Origin of the sequence: Devosia sp. 67-54, from assembly GCF_001899075.1 — a bacterium.
Taxonomy (GTDB): Bacteria; Pseudomonadota; Alphaproteobacteria; order Rhizobiales; family Devosiaceae; genus Devosia_A.
In genome coordinates this window covers 325,302-345,823 of sequence record NZ_MKVA01000005.1, presented here as the reverse complement: position 1 = coordinate 345,823, position 20,522 = coordinate 325,302, and the positions used below count along the sequence as shown (strand labels likewise).

The following is a 20,522-nucleotide window of genomic DNA, read 5'->3' as shown; positions in this document are numbered from 1 at the left end:
GCCGCACAAGCTGAACCTCGGCTGAACGGCGCCGCCTCAGTCCGGCCTTACTCCCAGCAGGCGGGCCAGCGCCAGGACGAGATTGGAGCGGTTGAGCGTCAGGAAATGAAACTGCGTGATGCCGGCATCGACCAGTTCCAGCACCTGCTCGGCGGCCACGGCCGATGCGACCAGCGCATGCGTCTCGGGATCGTCGTCGAGGCCGTCGAAGCGCTCGGCCAGCCAGTCGGGAATCGAGGCGCCGCATTTGGCGGCGAAGCTCGAGATCTGCCTGAACGAATGGATCGGCTGGATGCCCGGCACGATCGGCGCGCGGATGCCCGTCTTGGCGCTGCGCTCGAGCAGCTCGAAATAGTGCTGGTTGTCGAAGAACATCTGGGTAATGGCGCGGCTGGCGCCGGCGTCGAGCTTGCGCTTCAGATTGTCGATCTCGACGTCCCAGTCCGGCGATTGCGGATGCTTTTCGGGATAGGCCGCGACGGAGATGTCGAACTCGCCGATCCGGCGGATGCCGGCGACCAGCTCGGCGGCCGACCGATAGCCCTCGGGATGCGGCACGAACGGCTTGCCGGGCCCCTCCGGCGCGTCGCCGCGCAGCGCCACGATGCGCGTGATGCCGGCGGTCTTGTAGGCATGCACCACCTGGTCGACGTCGGCCTTGCTGGCGCCGACGCAGGTGAGGTGCGCGGCGGCGTCGACGCCGGTCTCGGCCTTCACCTGGCTCACCATGCGCAGCGTGCGCTCGCGCGTCGAGCCGCCGGCGCCATACGTCACCGAGACGAAGCGTGGGTTGAGCGGGGCGAGCTTGTGCACGCTCTCCCAGAACCGCTCCTCCATGACGTCGGTCTTGGGCGGGAAGAATTCGAACGAGAGCTCGAAGGGCTGTCGCCCGCCGGTGTTGCGGCTGGGACGCTGGTCGCTCGGCACGTTCATCTGGAATCCTGTTCTGTAGTCAGCCGCCAGAGGCACACGGTGAGCCCTGCGGCGTCGTGGCTCGGCGGGAAGCTGGTGAGGCCGGCGACGGCGAGTCCGGCGGCGCGCGCCCAGCCCAGCACCTGCCCCTCGGAGAGGCCGAGGCGGCGATGCGCGTGTTCGCTGCGCAGAAATTCGAGGGCGTGCGGCGCGAAATCGACCACCAGCATCTCGCCGCCCGGCTTCAGCGCCCGCCGCGCCTGCGCGATGGCGCGGCCCGGGTCGTCGAAATAATGCAGCACCTGGTGGATGACGATGAGGTCGGCCTGCCCGACGCTGCCGTCGAGATCGGCGATGTCGCCGAGCCGAACCTGCGCGTGGCTGATATTGGCGGCGGCGAGCTTGGCCCGCGCCACCGCGATCATTTCGCGCGACGCATCGATGCCGATGGCGCGCCGGTAGTGGCGCTGCAGCAGCTCGAGCATGCGCCCGGTGCCGGTGCCCAGATCGATCAACAGGTCGACGACGCGGCCAGCGACGGCGTCGAGGATCGCCGCCTCCACCGCCTCTTCCGGCACGTGCAGCTGGCGCAGCTCGTCCCAGCGCGGCGCCACCTTGGCGAAATAGGCGGCGGCCTGCGCCTGCTGGCTGGCGCGCACCGCCGCGAGCCGCAGCCGGTCGCGACTGCGGTCGCTGTCGTCGCCGTCGAGCCGCTCGACCAGCCAGCGGCCAAGCTCGGCGGCGGCTTCGCTGTCGGCGAGGCGGTAATAGGCCCAGGCGCCCTCGGCGTTGCGGGTGACGAGCCCGGCGTCGGCGAGCAGCTTCAGGTGCCGCGAGACGCGCGGCTGGCTCTGGCCGAGAATTTCCGTGAGGTCCTTGACCGAATGCTCGCCTTCGGCCAGCAGAGCGAGGAGTCGCAGCCGGGTCGCCTCCCCCGCCGCGCGCAACGCCCCCACCAATGTCGCGGCATCCGCCAAATCCGACCTCCGATGAGATATAAAGATATCTTTATATCCGGCCCGGCGCAAGGGTTTACGTGTCATGGTGGGTGGGGATGACGCGTGGTGGTTATGGATCGATCGTGCGATTCCTCCCTATCGTCACTCCCGCGCGGGCGGGACTCCAGACCGGGCTCATGGGCGTCCGGACACTCCGCCTGGATTCCCGCTTTCGCGGGAATGACGATGTGGGAGGAGGCGGGAATGACGATGCGGAAAGAGGCGGGAATGACGGTGGGAAGCCGGGCCGCGATGGGGTAGTCGGGTCCTTCTCCCGCGCGCGGTGCTTGGGGCCGCCCCCTCCACCACGCTGCGCGTGGTCCCCCTCCCCCGCAAGCGGGAGAGGATCGCCGACTGCGGGCTTCAGGGCGCTGCCCCGGCGTCGGCATCTCCGCGCTTTGTCTGTCGCAAAAAAAACGGCGGCCGAGGCCGCCGGGGAGGGTTTGGAGGTAGAACAGTGATTCAGGGTCAGGCGACGCGTTCCTCGCCGGTGGTGCGGCGGCGGAAGGCGTGGGTGCGCCACAGCTCGAAGATGCCCTGCGCTTCCTCGGTGGTGAGCGCCTCGAAGCGGGTGCGGACATTGGTCTTGTCGGCGTCGGTGGGCATGTCGCGCCACGGCATCACCGAGATCAGCGCCTCGAACAGGTCGGGGGACACGCCCATGGCGCGCAGCGCCACGGTGATCGCCACATAGTCCTGTGCGGCAAGCCATTTGACCATGACCTCCGGCTGCACGCGCAGCATCACGGTGAGCGCGGCGGCGGCGTGGTGGCCGTAGCCGAAGCGCACGAAGCGCAGCAGCGCCCGCTCGTCGAGCTGCTGCCGGTCGGCCAGCGCCTTGACCTGGTTGTAGGCAACCTTCCAGTCGTGCGACGAGAAGCCGACGGCATTGCGCATGCGGTTGTAGACCACGGCGCTGACCTTGCCGGCGGTCACCGGATCGACGGCGCGGCTGTCGCCGAGCGTCTCCAGCACCTTCTGGTTGGCGTCGGAAATCTGCGTGCGCAGCGAATTCCAGTCGATGTCGGTGCGGCCGCGCAGATTGCTGGCGAGCGCCGTATCGGTGGAGGCGCGCACCACGAGGCGCTCGACGGTGGCCGGCGTCAGCTCGGCCTGCTTGTTGGCGGCGAGGCGGACCACGGAGGGCGAGCCGCCATGCTCGACGATGGCTTCGCCGACGCGCTCGGGCACGGTCGGGCGGCCGGCGATGGCGACGCGATGCGCTTCCGAGCGGGTGGAGACGATGTCGATGAGATCGTCGTCGCTCAGCACGTTGGAGAATTCGAGCAGCGGCTGCGCCACCTCGATCTCGTCATTGGCGAGCTTGTTGACGACATTGCCCGGCGCGCGTTCCAGCGGCGCGAGCAGCTTGGCGACATGCGTGCGCGCCTCGACCTCGACCAGCTCGGCGAGCTGGCACAGCACCTCGTCATACTGCGCGACCTGCTCGTCGTCGCAGCGATCCGAGACGTAGGAATAGAGCTGCGCCATGTTGCGGAACAACTGGTCGCGCTCGGTGATGTTGGCATCGCCGTTCAGGACCCTGAAGGTCGAAAAGGCGCGCTGGCCGTCTTCCATTTCCTGAGACATGTTTCTGACACTCCCCGGCTTCTGCCGCTACGAGGCAAGGAAAGCACGGCGGGGCCCCGCATCGCCTCAAGGCAAGCGGACGCATTTGAGTAAAATTGTATCGAGTTTCCGCCGCCGCCAACCGACCGCAACAGGGCCAGGATTGTGCCGGCGGATCAAGGGCTTGGTTCGGCCGGCCCGACACGCGCCGGGCTGCGGCGGCGCGCCACCGAATCGGCGGAATAGATGATCAGCGACACCCAGATCAGCCCGAAACTCAGCCATTGCGTGGCGTTGATCGACTCGCCCAGCACCAGAATGGCAAGCAGGAACTGGATGGTCGGGCCGACATATTGCAGCATGCCGGCGGTGGTGAAGCGCAGCCGCTGCACCGCGAAGGCGAACAGCAGCAGCGGCACCGCCGTCGCCGGGCCGGTGAGCGCCAGCAGCCAAAAATAATAGGGCTGGGCGAGAACGCCCGGCCCGCCCTGCTGCCACAGGGTCCAGCCGATCCACAACAGCGCCAGCGGGCACAGGATCAGCGTTTCGACGAACAGGCCGCTCGCCGAATTGACCCGCGCGGTCTTGCGGAAAAAGCCGTAGAAGCCGAAGGTCAGCGCCAGCCCCAGCGCGATGAACGGAATGCGGCCGACGCCGATGGCCTGGATGGCGATGGCGACCACCGCCACCGCGATCGCCACCCATTGCCAGCGGTTCTGCCGCTCGCCCAGGAACAGCACGCCGATGGCAACGTTGACCAGCGGGTTGATGAAATAGCCGAAGCTGGATTCGAGCACCTGCCCGGCATCGACCGCCCAGATGTAGATGAGCCAGTTGCCTCCCAAAAGCAGCGTCGAGATGAACATCGAGCGCAGCGTCGCCCGGTCGCGGAGCGCCGCCCTGACCTCGCCCAGCCGCCGACTGGCGACGATGACGACGCCCACGAACAGCAGCGACCACAGGGTCCGGTTCGCCACCACCGTGACCGAACCGACGCCGTCGAGCAGATGGAACAGCAGCGGCAGGAAGCCCCACAGGGCATAGGCGCTGAACCCGGCGACGAAGCCCGCGCGGGTGCGCGCAGCGGCAGGTTCGGCAGTGGCGGGGGCGATGGCGGACACGCGCGAATGGCCCGGACCCCGGGCGCTCCTCAACTATGAGCAGCGTCGTAGCAGCCAACGCCCTGCCCGGCCAATCAGAGTTTGTGATCGGCAGGTGCCGGGCCGCTGATGCGCCGCGCCAACCAATCGCGCGCCGGGGCGTTTAGCCTTGGCATGCAGCAAAGGAGCGCAAGCGATGAAGCCGACGAAAACCTGGATCGTGGTGGCGGATGGAGATCAGGCCAAGATTTTCGAGCATGACGGGCCGGGACGCGGCCTGCACGCCGTCGACGGGCTGCAGCTCGAGCAGGAGCGGCTGAAGGCGCAGGACATCATGGCCGACAAGCCCGGCCGCTCGTTCTCGTCGGCGGGGCCGAACACCCGCTCGGCGGTCGACTATCGCACCGACCCGGTGGAGGCGCGCGAGCGCCGCTTCGTCGAGCGGCTGGCCGATCTGCTCGAGGCGCGGCACGCCGCCGGCGATTTCGACCGGCTGGTGATCGCCGCGGCGCCGGCGGCGCTGGGCGATCTGCGGCCGGCGCTGAGCGAAAGCGTGCGCGGCGCCATCCTTGCGGAACTGCCCAAGGACCTGACCAACATCCCGACGGCGCGGCTGGCCGAGCATTTCGACGGGCTGCTCGCGGTGTAGCTCAGCGGCGGGTGTCGCGGATCGATTTCAGCACCGGATCGGCAAGGCTGTTGCGGATCGCGACGTCCGCCACCGAGCTCACGAACAGCACCTGCACCGAGCCGAAGCCGGGGCCGGAATAGTAGAAATTGACGAACGCCGCCTGCCCCTGATTGGTGAATTCGATGAAGCGCCAGGGCATGCCGTCCACCGTCAGCGCGCCGTCGCGGACGATGGCGATGCGGGCGGGATCGCCGGCGATCCGCTGCGCATTGTGCACGATGGCGTCGCGGAAGGCCTGCGCGGTCAGCACGTCCGGGCCGCCGATGATGCGGAACTGCACCTGCGCATTGGCGCTGTCGTACTGGTAGGGCTCGACATTGGTGGGAGTCCACTCGGCGGTGACGCAGACGCTCATCGGCACGCCGCTGACCGCCACCGTCTCGCCGGCGCAGCCGCCCGCTCCCGCCGGCCGCAGTACCCACCAGCCGGCCCCGGCCAGCAGCAGCAGCCCCACCACCGCCAGCCCCGCGAACAGCCAGCGGCGGCGCGGCGCTTGGCGCGGCGGCGGGCGCGGCGCGGACGGCGACGGCGGCGCGCCGACCAGCTTCTCCACGGCGCCGAGGATTTCGCGAAAGGCGGGCGCGGCGGGATCGCCGTTCCAGCCGCTGAGGTCGATGGCATGCAGCGCCCGGAACACCAGCGGCAGATCGTCGACGGCGACGGCATCGATCAGCACCGGCACGGCGGTGCGCGCCACCCGCGCCACCTCCGCCTCCGCCCGCACCCAGTCGGAGGCGAGCGAGGATTTGGACCACAGCACCAGCACCGCCCTGGCCGCGCGCAGCGCCGACTGGATCTCCTCCTCGAAGCGCTGGCCGCCGACCAGCTCGGCGTCCCACCAGACGCTGTAGCCGGCCTCGGTCAGCCGTTCGGCCAGCCGCGCGGCGGCCGGACGTTCGGTGCGGCTGTAGGAAATGAAAACCTGGGTCATCGGCGCCCCCTCGCCTCGACCGGACCGGGATGGGCGGCGATCCCGCCGCCGCCCACGACGCCTGCGGCTAGTTGGTCACGGTGACGGTCGGCATCACCTTGCCGGCGAGCTCGGTGCTGGTGCTGCCGGCGTCGTCCGGCAGGCTCCAGAAGATGAACTGCGCCGAGCCGAGGCCCTGCTCCGAATAGTAGTAGTTGAGGAATTCGAGCTCCTGGCCCTGCACCTTGACGTTGTAGTGCATGCTGCCCCAGTCCTTGCCGTTGATGGTGGTGGTGGCGTCGTCGTACGAGGTCACCGGCGCCGCGGCGCCCGACTGCTTGCTGGCAAAACCCAGGATGGCGTCGTGATAGGCCTTGAGGTCGACCGAGGGCTCTTCGGTGACGACGGCGAGGCCCGCTTTGCCGTCCTTGGAGAAGTACACGAATTCCTGGTCGCCGGTGCCCTGCCCGGCCTCCCAGACGGCGGGATCGACGCAGGCTTCGAGCTTGAGCTTGGCGCTTTTGATCAGGTTGGCCGACCCGCAATCGGGATCGGCGGCGAGCGCCGGCAGCGCCCCCAGCGCGACGCCGAGCACGGCGCCGACGAACAATGACTTGATGGGCATAAGACGTTTTCCTCTGAACAAGGATCATGCGGCGTCCGCCCGTCGGCGACGGGCCGGCCACCGGCATGCCGGTAACGATGCGCTACTCGCCGACCTTGACGGTCGACGCGAAAACGCCCGCCTTGTAGGCGGCGACGGTCGAGTCTGTAGCGAGGCTATACGACAGAATCTGGACCGACCCGAACCCCGGCTGCGAATAGTAGAAATTCTGGAACAGGATCGGGTTGCCGTTGTTGGCGACCTGGTACTCGATGACGTTGAACGGCTTGCCGTCGATGTTTTCGATACGCTCGGAGTCGATGGACACGTCGTCCTTCTTGTCGCCGACGCCGTGGATGGCGTTGGCGATGATGGCGTCGCGGAACTTGGCGATGGGGAAGGTCTCGGCCTCGGTGATGACCATCAGGCCGAAATTGCCGTCGGCGGTGGCATAGACGAACTCCTGCGCGCCGGTGCCCTGCCCGGCCTTCCACTCCTCGTCGACGCAGGCGCTGAGCTTGACGGTCTTGCTGGAAATGTCGGTGCAGGCCCAGGCCGGCGTGCCGACGGCCAGCGCCAGGACGGCGCCGATGATGATGGAACTACGCATGATGATGAAACCCCCGGACGGATGAAAGGTCGCCGCGCCGGAGTGGGGCACGCCGGCCGCTCCGGCGCAAGAGGGAACGCGCAGGCGTGACCACGTGCCCGGGATGGCGGAATTGGGCCGGAAATCGGCCGGAATCGGGCGAAACCGCGGGGGCCGCGCCGGACGAATCGCTAGCGCACGGCAACGATGAACAGGCGGGGGAAGCGCAGCAGCACGCGGCCGTCGATGGTGGGCGGATAGGCGCGGGCGATGCGGCCGGTGTAGTCGGCGAGGAAGGCGGTGCGCTCGTCGGCGCTCAGCGGCTCGAGGAACGGCCTGAGCCCGGTCGACTTCACCCATTCGACGATGGCCGCGGCGTCGGCCAGAACGTGGTTATAGATGCTGTGCCAGAGCTCGATGCGGCGGGCGAACGGCTGCAGCGCGTCGTAATAGACGTGCGGCGACGGCAGCGGCAGGCGCGCCGCGCCCTCGAGGCGCTCGGCCCACGGCCCTTCGGCCGCCACCTCGCGCATCAGCCGATGCGTCGGCTCGGCGAGGTTGTCGGGCATCTGCACCGCAAGGCACGCCCCCTCGTCCAGCGCCGCCAGCACCTCGGGCAGCACCTCGAGATGGTTGGGCAGCCATTGGTAGATGGCGTTGGCGAAGACGAGATCGGTGCCGGGCTCCGGCCGCCAGACATTGGCATCGGCCTGCGCGAAGCTCGCCTGCGGCAGGCGCTTGCGCGCCTCCTCCAGCATGGCCGGCGAGCTGTCGAGGCCGAGCACCGACGCTGCGGGCCAGCGCGCGACCAGAAGCTCGGTGGAATTGCCCGGCCCGCACCCCATGTCGACGATGCGCCGCGCTGCATCCAGCGGCACCTGCGCGACGAGATCGCGCGCCGGGCGCGTGCGCTCGTCCTCGAAACGGGCATAGAGGGAGGGAGACCAGTCGGACATCGGCGCACTCGCGAAAGGATGGCGGGTGGTAGGCGTCGTCCGATGGGACGTCAAGGACGCGGGCTCGGAGGGCGTGTCTCGACACTGACCGGCCCGTTCAGACAGCGTTCAGCGCGGCGCCAATAGAGGCGCGGCCCTTCGCAAAACGAGTTTCCGACATGGACAAGATTTTTCCGCTCGCCGACCAGATCGAGATGCTGGGCTCGGCGCTCAAGGGCCGCGTCGTCGGCCCCGCGCATCCCGACTACGAGGCGCTGCGCAGCGTCGTCAACGGCAAGTACGATTGCCGCCCCGCCGCCGTGCTCCGGCCGGCCAACGCCGCCGACGTCGCGGCCGCCGTCAATTTCGCGCAGGCGACCGGCCTCGAGCTGGCGATCCGCAGCGGCGGCCACTCGATCACCGGCGCCAGCGGCACCGAAGATGGGCTGCTGCTCGACCTGCGCGACTTGACCGGCATCGACATCGACGCGGCGGCGCGCACCGCCTGGGTCGGCGCCGGCCTCAGCACCGGCGAGATCACCCGCGCCGTCGAGGCAGAGGGGCTGATCGTCGGCTTCGGCGACACCGCCTCGGTCGGCGTCGGCGGGCTGACGCTGGGCGGCGGCATCGGCTATCTGGTGCGCAAATACGGGCTCACCATCGACTCGCTTCTGGCGGTCGAGATCGTGACCGCGGCCGGCGACATCCTCGTCGCCGACGAAGCGCACCATGCCGACCTGTTCTGGGCGCTGCGCGGCGGCGGCGGCAATTTCGGCGTCGCCACCCGCTTCAAGTTCCGCCTCTACCCGCTGCCCGCCTTCACCGGCGGCGCGCTGGCCCTGCCGGCGACACCCGAGGTGCTGGCCGGCTTCGCCGCGGCGGCCGAGGCGGCGCCCGACGAGCTGTCGAGCATCGTGCTGGTGATGCCGGCGCCGCCGCTGCCGGTGCTGCCGGCCGCGGTGCACGGCAAGCTGATCGTCGTCGCCCTCATGGCGTTCGCCGGCGAGCCAGCGGCGGCCGAGGCGGCGCTCGCGCCGTTCCGGGCGCTGGCGACGCCGCTCGCCGATCTGGTGCGGCCGGCGCCCTATTCCAGCCTCTACGAGCTGGCGCCGCCCGAAGTGGGACGCCCGGCAGTGACCATGCGCAGCCGCTTCGTCGATGGCTTCAGCCTCGAACAGGCGCGCGCCATGATCGCCGCGCTCGAGACCTGCACGGCGCCGATGAAGATGGCGCAGTTGCGCGTGCTCGGCGGCGCCGCGGCGCGCGTGCCGGCCGACGCCACGGCGTTCGCACATCGGGCGAGCCGCGTCATGGTGGCGTTTATGTCGATGTATGGCGGCGCGCCGGACGTGGTGGCCGCGCAGGAAGGCTGGGCCGACGCCGCGATGGCGCCGTTCGCGGGCCACGAGACCGGCGCCTATGTCAACTTCCTCGGCCCCGAGGGTGCCCGCGGTCTGGCCGCCGCCTACCCGGCCGCGACGCTGGCGCGGCTGCGGCAGGTGAAGCGCCGCTACGACCCGGAGAACCTGTTCCGGCTCAACCAGAACATCGTTCCGTAGAGATCGGCCGGGCGGTCGCAGGGCCGCCCGTCTGCCGTCGGCGGCTGGAGGTCAGCGTCGACGATACCTGGCGCTCAGGGCGATCGACCGCTGGCAGCGCGCACGGTCTTGCGTACCACCCATTTGTTCTTGCCGATCTGCCGGTCGATGCGAAAGCCGGCCTTTTCGAACATGGCCAGCGTGCCGGCGTGGAGGAAGGTCGGCGAGACAAGCTTGCCGGCGGTGTTTTCGGGATAGGCCTCCACCACGCCGCCGCCGAGCCGGGCGATCTGCTGCAGCGCCCCCTGCAGCGCGGCAGCGGCGACCCCCTGCCGACGGCGATGGCGATCGACGAAAAAGCAGGTGAGCCGCCACGGCGGCGGCTCACCGGTTTGCGTTGCCGCGTAGTTTTTCTTGTTCTTGATTTCGGGCAGCTCGGCGGGCGGGCCGAACTGGCACCAGCCGACACACGCCTCGCCGTCGTAGACCAGCGCGGCATGCGCGCGGCCGGCGGCGACGAGCGCCTGCTTGGCATCGCGCCGCTGCCCGTAGTCGAGGCCGACGACCTTCGCGTGAAAGCCAAGGCACCAGCAGCCGCCGAACACGCCATTATGCGCGTCGACCAGCGCGGCGAACGCCGGCCAGGTGTCGACGGTCAGCGGCTGCGTGCTGTAGCCGGCCACGGCCTCAGCGCCAGCCGAGGCCGGGCGCCACCAGCTTCACCACCGAGTCGATGACATGGGCGTTGTAGTCGACGCCGAGCTGGTTGGGCACGGTGAGCAGCAGCGTGTCGGCCTCCTGGATGCCCTCGTCGCCGCGCAGCTGTTCGATCAGCCGGTCGGGTGTGTCGGCATAGGAGCGGCCGAAGGCGGCACGCTTGGTCGGCTCGATGTAGCCGAAATGATCCTCGCTGGTGTCGCGGCCGAAATAGGCGTGGTCGAGATCGTTGACCAGCGGGAAGATCGAGCGGCTGACCGAGATGCGCGGCGTGCGCGTGTGGCCGGCCTCCTTCCACGCCGCCTTGTAGGCGCGGATCTGCTCGGCCTGCTGCACGTGGAACGGCTTTCCGGTTTCGTCGAACACCAGCGTCGAGCTTTGCAGATTCATGCCCATCTTCGCCGCCCATTGCGCCGTCGGCGTGCTGGCGGCGCCCCACCAGATGCGATCGCGCAACCCGTCCGAGAACGGCTCGAGCCGAAGCAAGCCCGGCGGGTTGGGGAACATCGGCCGCGGATTGGGCTGCGCGAAGCCTTCCCCGCGCAGCAGGTCGAGGAACACTTCGGCATGGCCGCGCGCCATGTCGGCATCGGTCTGGCCTTCGGCCGGTACGTAGCCGAAATGCCGGAAACCGTCGATCACCTGCTCGGGCGAGCCGCGCGAGATGCCGAGCTGCAGCCGGCCGCCGGCAATGAGGTCGGCGGCGCCGGCGTCCTCGGCCATGTAGAGCGGGTTCTCGTAGCGCATGTCGATGACGGCGGTGCCGATCTCGATCTTCTTGGTGCGGGCGCCGACGGCGGCCAGCAGCGGGAACGGCGAGCCGAGCTGCCGGGCGAAATGGTGCACGCGGAAATAGGCGCCGTCGGCCCCCACCTCCTCGGCCGCGACGGCGAGGTCGATCGACTGCAGCAGCGCGTCGGAGGCGCTGCGCGTGCCCGAATGCGGCGACGGATTCCAATGGCCGAAGGAGAGAAAACCGATGGACTTCATGTGGGCGATTCCCGTGGGTGGAGTGCGTTATAGCGGCAGGTGGGGAGGCCCGGGCGAACTTTCGATGCGCAACGAAGCGACCGATTGTTCACGCTTGTCGAACAGCGGCGGAACGGCGCGGCTCAGCCGCCGTCGCGGATGACGCGGCAGGTTTCGATGTCGAAGCTCACCGCGCCCACGGCGAGCGCCGTCTGGTCGCGGAAGCCGGCGGCGAAGTCGAGGAAGCGCTCGACATCGGCGAAATTGCTGACGGCGCCGAGCGACACGCGGATGGCGCCGGCGCTCTTGCCGCGATGCTGCACCACGGTGAGGAAGCGCGGCAGCGTCAGGTCGGGGCCCAGCGCATCGGCCGCCCGCATGTCGTCCTCGGTCAGCCCCTCGGCGGTCTCGCCGGCCCCTGGATTGCAGAAGCAGCCGGTGCGCAGCGAAATGCCCTGCGCCCCCGCCAGCTCGTCGATGCGGCGATAGTCGAGCAGATGGCCGTCGGGATCGTAGAAATTCATCGTCACCGTGCCGCCGCGCATCTCGCAGGTGGCGGGGCCGTAGAGCCGGACCATCGGCCGGCCGTTGCCGTGGCGAAGCTCGAGCAGCCGGCCGAGCAGCCAGTCGGTAAGGCAGCCGATGCGCGTCTGGATGGTCTCCATGCCGAGCTCGGCGAGGCGGCGAAGGCCGATCTCGACGGCGGGGATGGCGAGGAAGTTGAGCGTGCCGTCCTCGAACGCCGCCTCGCGCGGCGCGAGGACGTGGCGGCGATCGAGCACCGAGGCGAAATTCACCGTGCCGCCGGCGAACCAAGGCCGCTCCAGCCACGGCAGCACGTCGTTGCGGATGAGCAGGCAGCCGACCCCGGTGGGATAGCCGAACATCTTGTAGAACGAGACCACGACGAAGTCCGGCGACACCGCCGCGAGGTCGAGCCGGTTGCCGGGCACGAACGCCGCCGCATCCAGCAGCACGTGCCAGCCGCGCGCCTGCGCCGCCCCGACCAGCGCCAGCGGATGCTTGACGCCGGAAAAGTTCGACTGCGCCGGAAAGGCGAAGAGGCGCGGGCCGGCGCCGGGCCGACCGAGCTCGGCCATGAGCGTCGGCTGGTCGATGCGCAGCTCGGGCACGGTGAGCGGCGCGTAGTCGACGGCGGCGCCCTTCGCCGAGGCGAATTCGCGGATGCCGTTGACCGAATTGTGGTTGTCGGTGGTGAGCAGATAGCGCCCGCCCGGCGCGAACGGATAGGCCTCGCCCACCAGCTTCAGCGCGTTCGAGGCATTGAGCGTGAACACGCAGGTGTAGGCGCCGGCGCCATTGAACCAGTCGAGCACCCGCGCCCGCGTCCGCTCCACCGCCGCCGTCGCCGCCGACGAGCTGGGGCTGGCCGAATGCGGGTTGCCGAACACGGCATTGGCCAGTTGCTCGGTGTGCTCGCGCATGTGTGAGGCGGCCGGGAGGCCGGCGCCGGTGAAATCGAGATAGACCGACTGGCTGTCGTCCAGCCGGGCATAGTCGGCCGCGCGCAGGGCATCGAGGGCGCTCGTGCCGGCATAGGCCGGATAGGCCGCAAGGAAGCGGTCGCGGGACGACGACCGGCCGGGGGCGATGTCGAGATCCAATGCCATTGCCCAAACCTAGACGAATTTGGAACAAATGTCCATCGTCACGGCGTTTTCTAGCACATGATTGCGTATTGCGATAACAATGCGCAACTTTGTTGCAGATGACTGCGGCGGCGGCCTATTTCGCCGCCAGCACGGCCCGGCATTGTTTCGGCAGGTCGGCCAGCGTCAGCGGCGGCGCCGGCGGCGTGGTGCTCGGCTTGTAGGGCGCGTCGGTGAACCAGTAGTCGAGCTCGGCGCCGCAGCCGTCGCCCTCGGGCGGCGGGTCCTGGTCCTTGCAGAACTGCGCCCCCGCCGGGCAGTCGAGCCGCACGTGGAAATGGTCGTCGTGCCCGTACCAGGGGCGCAGCTTGCCGAGGAAGCTGCGGTCGCGCCAGGTGATGCCGCACATCGCCCGCTTGATGCCCGGCGCGACGAAAATGCGCGCCACCCCGGGGATCTGCGCCGCGCGATAGAGCAGCATGCGCTGCGCCTCGCCGAAGCGTTTGGGATCGACGTCGCGCGTGCCCTTTTTCAGCACCGAGCTGGCCGACAGGGTCTCGCGCTGCTTGGCGCTGAGCGTGTGGCTGGGCATCGGCTGCAGCCAGAGGTCGACGTCGAGCCCGATCTGGTGCGAGGCGTGCCCGCTCGGCATCGGCCCGCCGCGCGCCCCGCCCATGTCGCCGACCAGCAGCCCCGGCCAGCCATCCTGCGCCGCCGACGCCGCGAGCGATTCGATGTAGCTGACGAGCTGCGGCGTCCCCCAGCGCCGATCCCGCGACAGCCGCATCGCCTGCCAGTGGTCGCCATCGGTGGGAAGCTGCACCGCGCCAGCGAGGCAGCCCTTGGCGTAGGAGCCGATGGAGATGGCGGGGCCGCCGGTGGGCGTGTGCACGGCGCCGAAGAGCTGGCGGGCGGGAGGATCGGCCAGCGCGGGGGTGGCGAGCGCGAGGGCGAGGAGGATGGGGAGGAGATGGCGAAGGGGCATGGTGAGGCTCGCTAGACGTGGATAATTCCCGCGTGGGTGAGACTCAGGATAGTCGTGGATGGTAGCAAGAGATTAACCCTCTTGTTCTACTTTTGTTCTCGCGCTACGGTTCGTGGTGTCGGAGGTGGCGGTGAACCTGCACATCAGCAACACGATCCTCGATCTGACGGGCAAGACGCGCGGCGAGAAATACCGCACGCTGCTGGCCGATCCGCCATGGCGCTTCACCAACCGTACCGGCAAGGTGGCGCCCGAGCATCGCCGGCTGACGCGCTACGAGACGATGTCGACGGACGACATCTGCTCCATGCCGGTCAGCGAGATGGCGGAGACGACGGCCCATCTTTACCTCTGGGTGCCCAACGCGCTGCTGCCGGAGGGCCTGCGCGTGATGGAGGCATGGGGCTTCCAGTACAAGGCCAACATCGTCTGGCACAAGGTGCGCAAGGACGGCGGGTCCGATGGCCGCGGAGTCGGGTTCTACTTCCGCAACGTCACTGAGCTTCTGCTGTTCGGCGTGCGCGGCAAGAACGCGCGCACCGAAGCGCCGGGCCGCAGCCAGGTGAATTACATGTCGTCACGGAAGCGCGAACATTCGCGCAAGCCGGATGAGCAATATGAATTGATCGAGAGCTGCTCGCCCGGCCCGTACCTGGAACTGTTCGCCCGCGGCACCCGCCCCGGCTGGACCTATTGGGGCAACCAGGCGAACGAAGACTACCGGCCGACGTGGGAGACCTACGCTTATAACTCGGCGGCGGAGTAGTTTCCGCCGAACGAGACGACAGCATCCGGGATTCCGATGAGCACGAGTGGGCATGGATTGCCCACACCCCGCAAAACTCGATCCTGCAGCTTTCGCCAATGTGTCGTTGCTTCCCCGAATTTGTCGCTGGCGAATACGTCCACCCAAGCCTGACGAAAGTCGCCGAGTCGTTGGGCGCGCTCCTCGATCATGCGCCGCTGTCGACGGGTCGGATTGTAGCCGAAGGCATCCAACTGCCCAAGATCGCCAAGATTTATCGCATCAGCGAACTTCCGCAGAAATTGCCGGATATTCGACTGGAGCGACGTTCCTCGCGTAATGATGCCTCCGATCGAAAATTGCCCCCTCGGAGTGTAGGCGCTTGAAGTTTTCAAGATCGCGATCGAAGAACGGGTCTTTGTTGTTCCACTCAATCTCGAGCGCAAAGACCTTCTCATCCCCAAAGATCTTCACATGGTCGATCTCATGGGAGAGCGAGGCGATTTCACGCTCCTTGTCCGCGTCGCCCCACTTCACATATTTGCGTACGGTGACGTTACGTTTCGTCCAGCCGCTTTCGGCGAGGCCGCGGCGCATCCGCTGTGTCCCCTGAGTCTCGCCGCCACCGCCCCCGACAAGTTCAGTGATAGGGATCGCCAGGTCCAAGAGCACACGCTCAAGATCCGTCGCGGCCTCCTGCATATCGTGCGTGATGATGGCTTCGGCATGATGAAGGGTCATGACCTCGAAGCCCTTGGCTTTGAGCGCTTCGAACATCTACCGCTCCAGCGGCTTATACGTCACCTTCTTCGGGTTGACGCTGTCCGGCCCCAGTCGCCGGACCTTGTCCGCCTCGTAATCCGCGAAATTGCCCTCGAACCACTCCACGTGGCTGTCGCCCTCGAACGCCAGCATGTGGGTGGCCAACCGATCCAGGAACATGCGGTCGTGGCTGATGATCACGGCGCAGCCGGCGAATTCTTCCAGGGCCTCTTCCAGGGCCGCGAGGGTTTCGGTGTCGAGGTCGTTGGTGGGCTCGTCCAATAGAAGGACGTTCGCGCCGCTCTTCAGCATCTTGGCGAGGTGCACGCGGTTGCGCTGGCCGCCCGAGAGGTTGCCGACCTTCTGCTGCTGGTCGGTGCCCTTGAAGTTGAAGGCGGAAGTGTAGGCGCGCGAATTCATCTCGCGCTTGCCCAGCATCAGGATGTCGTTGCCGCCGGAAATCTCTTCCCACACGGTCTTGTTAGGGTTGAGGCTGTCGCGGCTCTGGTCGACATAGCCGAGGTGCACGTTGTCGGCGACGGTGATCTTGCCCCTGTCGGGCTTTTCCTGGCCGGTGAGCATGCGGAACAGCGTGGTCTTGCCCACGCCGTTGGGGCCGATGACGCCGACGATGCCGCCGGGCGGCAGCTTGAAGCTGAGGTCGTCGATCAGCAGCCGATCGCCATAGGACTTGCTGATGCCCTCGATGTCGATGACGTTCTGGCCGAGCCGTTCGCCGGGTGGAATGATGATCTGCGCGGTGTTGGACTGGGTGCGCGCCTCGTTGATCTTGACCAGTTCGTCATAGGCCTTGATGCGCGCCTTGGACTTGGCCTGCCGCGCCTGCGGCGACTGCCCCATCCAGTCCTTTTCCTTCTGCAGCACCTTGAGGCGCGCCGCGTCCTCGCGCTCTTCCTGCGCGAAGCGCTTGGCCTTGGCGTCGAGATAGGCCGAGTAATTGCCCTCGTAGGGCACGCCGCGACCGCGGTCGAGCTCGAGGATCCAGCCGGTGACGTTGTCGAGGAAGTAGCGGTCGTGGGTGATGATCAGCACCGCGCCGGGGAATTCGCGCAGGTGCTTTTCGAGCCACGCGGTGGTCTCGGCATCGAGATGGTTGGTCGGCTCGTCGAGCAGCAGCAGGTCGGGCTTCGACAACAGCAGCGCGCACAGCGCCACCCGGCGCTTCTCGCCGCCCGACAGCTTGTCGACCGAGGCGTCGCCCGGCGGACAGCCCAGCGCCTCCATGGCGACGCCGACCTGCGCCTCGAGGTCCCACAGGTTCTGCGAATCGATGAGGTCCTGCAGCCTGGTCGCCTCGTCGGCGGTCTCGTCGGAATAGTTCATCATCAGCTCGTTGTAGCGATCGACGATGTCCTTCTTTTCCTTGACGCCGGTCATCACATTGCCGAGCACGTCGAGCGCCTCGTCGAGCTGCGGCTCCTGCGGCAGGTAGCCGACCTTGGCGCCCTCGGCGGCCCACGCCTCGCCGGTGAAATCGGTGTCGATGCCGGCCATGATGCGCAGCAGCGTCGACTTGCCCGAGCCATTGGGGCCGAGCACACCGATCTTGGCGTCGGGGTAGAAACTGAGATGGATGTTGTCGAGGACCTTCTTGCCGCCGGCATAGGCCTTACTCATTCCATGCATGTGATAAATGAACTGGCGCGCCATCTCGGTCTCGGGTTTGGGCTGGAAATCGCGGCCGTATGTAGGGCATGGCCCCGATGGGGGCAACAGCCGGCGACGGTTTGAAGCGGCGGCGCTGAGCGTCGGCCGGGGCTACCCCGCCACTTCCTCGAGCAGCCATTGGCCGATGGGCCACATCTTGCGGTAGTGGCCGGCGAGCAGCCTGACCAGCGCCGGGTCGGTGGCGGTGGCCGGCGGCAGGCGAAAGCTGGTGTAGAGGCCCTCGTGCAGCAGGTATTGGGCGCGGTCGGGGTCGGCGTCGAAGCCGCGCGGCAGGAGCTTGCGCGTCCGTCCGCCGAGCTCGTAGGCGCCGGCCTTGCCCACCCTGGCCACGGCGGCGCGCAGCGCCGTGAAGGAGCGTGGATGGATCACCGACTGGCGGTAGGCATCGAGCTGCGCCTTGCCGAAGCCGTGCATGCCGACGCCGAGCTGCAGTCCCTCGCGGCCGAGGCTGAACCAGAAGCCGGGCGTGTCCCAGCCCTTGCTGTCGCCGTGCCAGAACCAGAGGTTGAGGTGCTCCTTGTAGGGCCGCTTGTCCTTGCTGAAGCGAATGTCGCGATTGATGCGCTGCAGCGAGCCGTTGACCTTGGGCGCGAACTGCACGGTGGGCGAAATCTTGCGCAGCTCGGGGCCGAGCGCCTCGACCAGGGCCCGCGCCGGCGCCACATAGCCGGCCTCGTAGAGGGTGCGATGCGCGTCGAACCAGATCTTGTCGTTGTGCGCGGCGATGCCGTCGAGAAAGCTCAGCGTGTCCCTGGGAAAGCCGGCGAAGACCATGATGCGCCCGTTGCGAAAGCCGGCGCAGTGTAGCCGAGCGCGGCGCAAAGAAAAGCGGCGCGGGGCGAAGGCCGCGCGCCGCATGCGTTCACGGGAGGCGATGGGCTACATCACGTAGACGACGAGGGTGCGGCCGGATTTGTCGACCGCCACCACGTCGCGGGCGGAATGCCCGGCCTGCGCGAGACCCGCCTTCAGCGCCGCATTGGCGTCGATATAGGCCTGCAGCCGGCCGATACTGGGCCGTGCGGCGAGACCCGGCACCGCCGCCGGACAGACGCCGATGTCGACGATCTTGAGGCTGGCCACGCCCTTCCAGCCGGCGAACGTCGCCGCAGTGTAGTCGTGGCGGGCCGCCAGCTTCGCCACCTGCGCCGCGTCGGGCGTGAAGCAGGCGCCGGTGGTCTTGTCCAGCGAGGCGGTCTGCAGGCGGAGGCCATTGCTGCCGCCGGCGCCGCCACTGCCGATGCCGATGCCGGTGCCGCCATTGCCCGACGCGCCGGAGCCGCCGGGGCCACCGGTGCCGCCGCTGCCGGTTCCGCCCGAACCGCCGCTGCCGCCCGGCCCGAACAGGTCGAGCAGCACATCGGCATTGGCGCCGTCATTGCCGCCGAGCAGGCCGAGCCCGGTAACGCCGGTGCCGCCATTGCCCAGGGTGACGCGGGCGTTGGGATTGTCGACGCCGCCGGACGGCCCGAACAGATCGAGCAGGACATTGCCCTTGGTGCCGCCGCCCAGATCGACATTGGCGGTGGCCGGATCGTCGCCGGAGCCGAACAGGCCGAGCACCCGGCCGGTGCCGCCGCTGCCGCCGAGATCGACATTGGCGGTCGAGCCGCCATTGCCGAGCAGGTCGGTGTTGACCACGGCGTTGCTGCCGCCGCTGCCGTTCCCCGCCGCGCCGCTGTTGACCGTGGCGTTGGTGCCCGATCCCGACCCGCCAAGACCGAGCAGGCCGTCGCCGCCGCCGAGATTGAGCGTGAGCGCCGCGGCGGGGGACGCCGCCAGCAGCGCCGTAAGTGTTGCGATCGCAGAAATTCGGAAACCAGGTCTCACTTGCTTCTCCTTTTTTGGAGTCGCCTGTGACGCTCGGCGTGTTGATTGCTGTTCCACCGCAGGCCGACTTGTGAGGATTGCAACAGCCACGGCCGTTGTTCGTTTCGGCGGGCGCATCGGCACGGTTTCCGGCAGGTGAAGAGGGGCAGCGCAATTTGCGTCACCCCTCTCCGGGCGCGGGGCCGGGACCTCAGAGCATGTAGAGGACGGGCGTACCGTTGCGGGCGATGTCGATGCCGATCACCCGGTTGAGGTCGCGCAGGTCGAGCGCCTGCCGCTGCGACAGGCTGCGGCAGTTGGCGAGGAGCTGGCGCAGCGTCGCGATGTCCTCGGCATATTGCGGCAGGGCGGCGTTGAGGCCCGCCCAGTCGCGCCGCGGCAGCCAGCCGGAAATCTCGGCGGTGCCGAACTTGGCGAGGCAGATGGCGCGGCCATTGACCATGCGGATCCAGTCGCGCTGCGCCAGCACCGCGAGGATGGAGCGCAACCGGCTCGAGGCATTGCCCGGGATCACGACGACGCCATTGCTGCCGCCGAGCCCATTGAAGCCGTTGTAGCCATTGTATCCGTTGCTGCCGCCGAAGCCGTTGAAGCCGTTTGCGCCGCTGCCGCCGGGCAGTCCGGGCGCTCCCGGGGCCCCGGGCGCACCGGGGGCGCCGGGGGCTCCCGGCGTTCCGGGCGAGCCGCCCGAGCCGCCGAGGCCGGGCAGCGACACGTTGAGGCCGCCGCCATTGCCCAGCAACCCGAGCGGGTTGGTCGACAGGCCGGCACCGCCGCCGCCGAGCAGGGAGACGCCGACCTCGCTGCCGCCGCCATTGCCCGCGCCGATGGACACTTCGGCGACGCCCGGCACGCCGACACTGCCACCGCCGCCGAGGAGGCCGCCGCCATTGCCGCCGCCGCCGAGGAGGCCGCCGCCGCTGCCACCACCGCCACCGCTGCCGCCGTTCCCGCCGCCACCGGTCAGGCCGCCGACCAGCCCGCCGACCGCGCCGCCACCACCGGCATCGCCGCCGGTGAGGCCACCCAGATTGACCGACACGCCATTGCTGCCGCCGACGCCGATCGAGCCGTCGGAACCGGTGGAGAGGAGGCCGGGCCCGTTGCCCGAATCCGATCCGGTGGTGATGAGGCCGCCGAGCAGCGAGGCGGCGGGCACCGGGGTTGCCGCGAACAGCGCGAGGATGACGCCGGCCGCAGCATAGCCATGAAGCTTGTGCATGTTTGTTCTCCCTGTATTGGTCGTCAATTCGACCTGCAGGACAACAACGCGCCGATGCTTATAAAAACAAGCTAACGACAAATACAAACTGGCGCCGCGGCGAACGCGATATTTCGCGACGATTACGCGCTTTGTAGTAGAGCGAGC

The 20,522-nt window shown here is 68.5% G+C and carries 20 protein-coding genes; 3 read left to right on the top strand and 17 right to left on the bottom strand.

The features are described 5' to 3' along the window. Nucleotides 1–36 precede the first annotated feature (36 nt). The 4 genes from metF to rarD form a co-directional block, all read right to left on the bottom strand. The gene (metF, locus tag BGO82_RS06700) at nucleotides 37–933 is read right to left on the bottom strand and encodes a methylenetetrahydrofolate reductase [NAD(P)H] (RefSeq protein ID WP_291304787.1); all 897 of its coding nucleotides are present in this window, start codon (nucleotides 931–933) and stop codon (nucleotides 37–39) included. Next, nucleotides 930–1,889 carry a metalloregulator ArsR/SmtB family transcription factor gene (locus BGO82_RS06695; RefSeq protein WP_291304786.1) on the bottom strand — a complete coding sequence of 320 codons (960 nt, stop codon included), beginning with the start codon at nucleotides 1,887–1,889 and terminating at the stop codon, nucleotides 930–932. Before BGO82_RS06695 ends, metF begins: the two co-directional genes overlap by 4 nt. A gap of 489 nt (nucleotides 1,890–2,378) precedes the next feature. Further along, nucleotides 2,379–3,500: a DUF2336 domain-containing protein gene (locus BGO82_RS06690; RefSeq protein ID WP_291304785.1), complete on the bottom strand. Its 1,122-nt coding sequence runs from the start codon at nucleotides 3,498–3,500 to the stop codon at nucleotides 2,379–2,381. A 155-nt stretch (nucleotides 3,501–3,655) separates the two neighbouring features. After that, complete coding sequence (gene rarD, locus BGO82_RS06685; RefSeq protein ID WP_291304784.1) at nucleotides 3,656–4,600, bottom strand: EamA family transporter RarD; 945 nt, start codon at nucleotides 4,598–4,600, stop codon at nucleotides 3,656–3,658. Between the two features lie 175 nt (nucleotides 4,601–4,775). On the opposite strand from rarD, the gene BGO82_RS06680 reads away from it, so the two are divergent. Next, nucleotides 4,776–5,228, top strand: a complete 453-nt coding sequence (locus BGO82_RS06680) for a host attachment protein (protein ID WP_291304783.1) — start codon at nucleotides 4,776–4,778, stop codon at nucleotides 5,226–5,228. Between the two features lies 1 nt (nucleotide 5,229). Here BGO82_RS06680 and BGO82_RS06675 read toward each other — a convergent pair whose 3' ends face one another. From BGO82_RS06675 to tam, 4 genes are all read right to left on the bottom strand, one after another. Continuing rightward, nucleotides 5,230–6,201: a toll/interleukin-1 receptor domain-containing protein gene (locus BGO82_RS06675; RefSeq protein ID WP_291304782.1), complete on the bottom strand. Its 972-nt coding sequence runs from the start codon at nucleotides 6,199–6,201 to the stop codon at nucleotides 5,230–5,232. Between the two features lie 67 nt (nucleotides 6,202–6,268). After that, nucleotides 6,269–6,805 (bottom strand): hypothetical protein, encoded by a 537-nt coding sequence (locus BGO82_RS06670; RefSeq protein ID WP_291304781.1) that lies wholly within the window; start codon nucleotides 6,803–6,805, stop codon nucleotides 6,269–6,271. Between the two features lie 82 nt (nucleotides 6,806–6,887). After that, on the bottom strand, nucleotides 6,888–7,394 hold the full coding sequence (locus tag BGO82_RS06665; protein ID WP_291304780.1) for a hypothetical protein: 507 nt from the start codon (nucleotides 7,392–7,394) through the stop codon (nucleotides 6,888–6,890). A 170-nt stretch (nucleotides 7,395–7,564) separates the two neighbouring features. Next, entirely contained in the window at nucleotides 7,565–8,329 is a 765-nt protein-coding gene (tam, locus tag BGO82_RS06660; RefSeq protein ID WP_291304779.1) for a trans-aconitate 2-methyltransferase, read from the bottom strand. Nucleotides 8,330–8,487: 158 nt separating this feature from the next. Between tam and BGO82_RS06655 the strand changes: the two genes are divergently transcribed. Next, complete coding sequence (locus tag BGO82_RS06655; RefSeq protein ID WP_291304778.1) at nucleotides 8,488–9,867, top strand: FAD-binding protein; 1,380 nt, start codon at nucleotides 8,488–8,490, stop codon at nucleotides 9,865–9,867. Between the two features lie 74 nt (nucleotides 9,868–9,941). Here BGO82_RS06655 and BGO82_RS06650 read toward each other — a convergent pair whose 3' ends face one another. The 4 genes from BGO82_RS06650 to mepA form a co-directional block, all read right to left on the bottom strand. Continuing rightward, entirely contained in the window at nucleotides 9,942–10,529 is a 588-nt protein-coding gene (locus tag BGO82_RS06650; RefSeq protein ID WP_291304777.1) for a GNAT family N-acetyltransferase, read from the bottom strand. A 4-nt stretch (nucleotides 10,530–10,533) separates the two neighbouring features. Further along, nucleotides 10,534–11,553, bottom strand: a complete 1,020-nt coding sequence (locus BGO82_RS06645; RefSeq protein ID WP_291304776.1) for an LLM class flavin-dependent oxidoreductase — start codon at nucleotides 11,551–11,553, stop codon at nucleotides 10,534–10,536. Nucleotides 11,554–11,675: 122 nt separating this feature from the next. After that, on the bottom strand, nucleotides 11,676–13,163 hold the full coding sequence (locus BGO82_RS06640) for an aminotransferase class V-fold PLP-dependent enzyme (RefSeq protein ID WP_291304775.1): 1,488 nt from the start codon (nucleotides 13,161–13,163) through the stop codon (nucleotides 11,676–11,678). Nucleotides 13,164–13,278: 115 nt separating this feature from the next. Further along, nucleotides 13,279–14,127: a penicillin-insensitive murein endopeptidase gene (gene mepA, locus BGO82_RS06635; RefSeq protein WP_291304774.1), complete on the bottom strand. Its 849-nt coding sequence runs from the start codon at nucleotides 14,125–14,127 to the stop codon at nucleotides 13,279–13,281. 130 nt (nucleotides 14,128–14,257) lie between these two features. On the opposite strand from mepA, the gene BGO82_RS06630 reads away from it, so the two are divergent. Next, entirely contained in the window at nucleotides 14,258–14,893 is a 636-nt protein-coding gene (locus BGO82_RS06630) for an MT-A70 family methyltransferase (protein ID WP_291304773.1), read from the top strand. Nucleotides 14,894–15,154: 261 nt separating this feature from the next. On the opposite strand, the gene BGO82_RS06625 is transcribed toward BGO82_RS06630, so the two are convergent. The 5 genes from BGO82_RS06625 to BGO82_RS06605 form a co-directional block, all read right to left on the bottom strand. Beyond that, entirely contained in the window at nucleotides 15,155–15,649 is a 495-nt protein-coding gene (locus tag BGO82_RS06625) for a BglII/BstYI family type II restriction endonuclease (protein WP_291304772.1), read from the bottom strand. Continuing rightward, the gene (ettA, locus tag BGO82_RS06620) at nucleotides 15,650–17,305 is read right to left on the bottom strand and encodes an energy-dependent translational throttle protein EttA (RefSeq protein ID WP_291304771.1); all 1,656 of its coding nucleotides are present in this window, start codon (nucleotides 17,303–17,305) and stop codon (nucleotides 15,650–15,652) included. It lies immediately after the preceding gene. A gap of 108 nt (nucleotides 17,306–17,413) precedes the next feature. After that, nucleotides 17,414–18,097 (bottom strand): DUF2461 domain-containing protein, encoded by a 684-nt coding sequence (locus BGO82_RS06615; protein ID WP_291304770.1) that lies wholly within the window; start codon nucleotides 18,095–18,097, stop codon nucleotides 17,414–17,416. A 105-nt stretch (nucleotides 18,098–18,202) separates the two neighbouring features. Further along, a complete protein-coding gene (locus BGO82_RS06610) occupies nucleotides 18,203–19,153 on the bottom strand; it encodes a hypothetical protein (RefSeq protein WP_291304769.1) in 951 nt (316 codons plus the stop codon). Between the two features lie 190 nt (nucleotides 19,154–19,343). Further along, nucleotides 19,344–20,375 carry a hypothetical protein gene (locus tag BGO82_RS06605; protein ID WP_291304768.1) on the bottom strand — a complete coding sequence of 344 codons (1,032 nt, stop codon included), beginning with the start codon at nucleotides 20,373–20,375 and terminating at the stop codon, nucleotides 19,344–19,346. Nucleotides 20,376–20,522 lie beyond the last annotated feature (147 nt).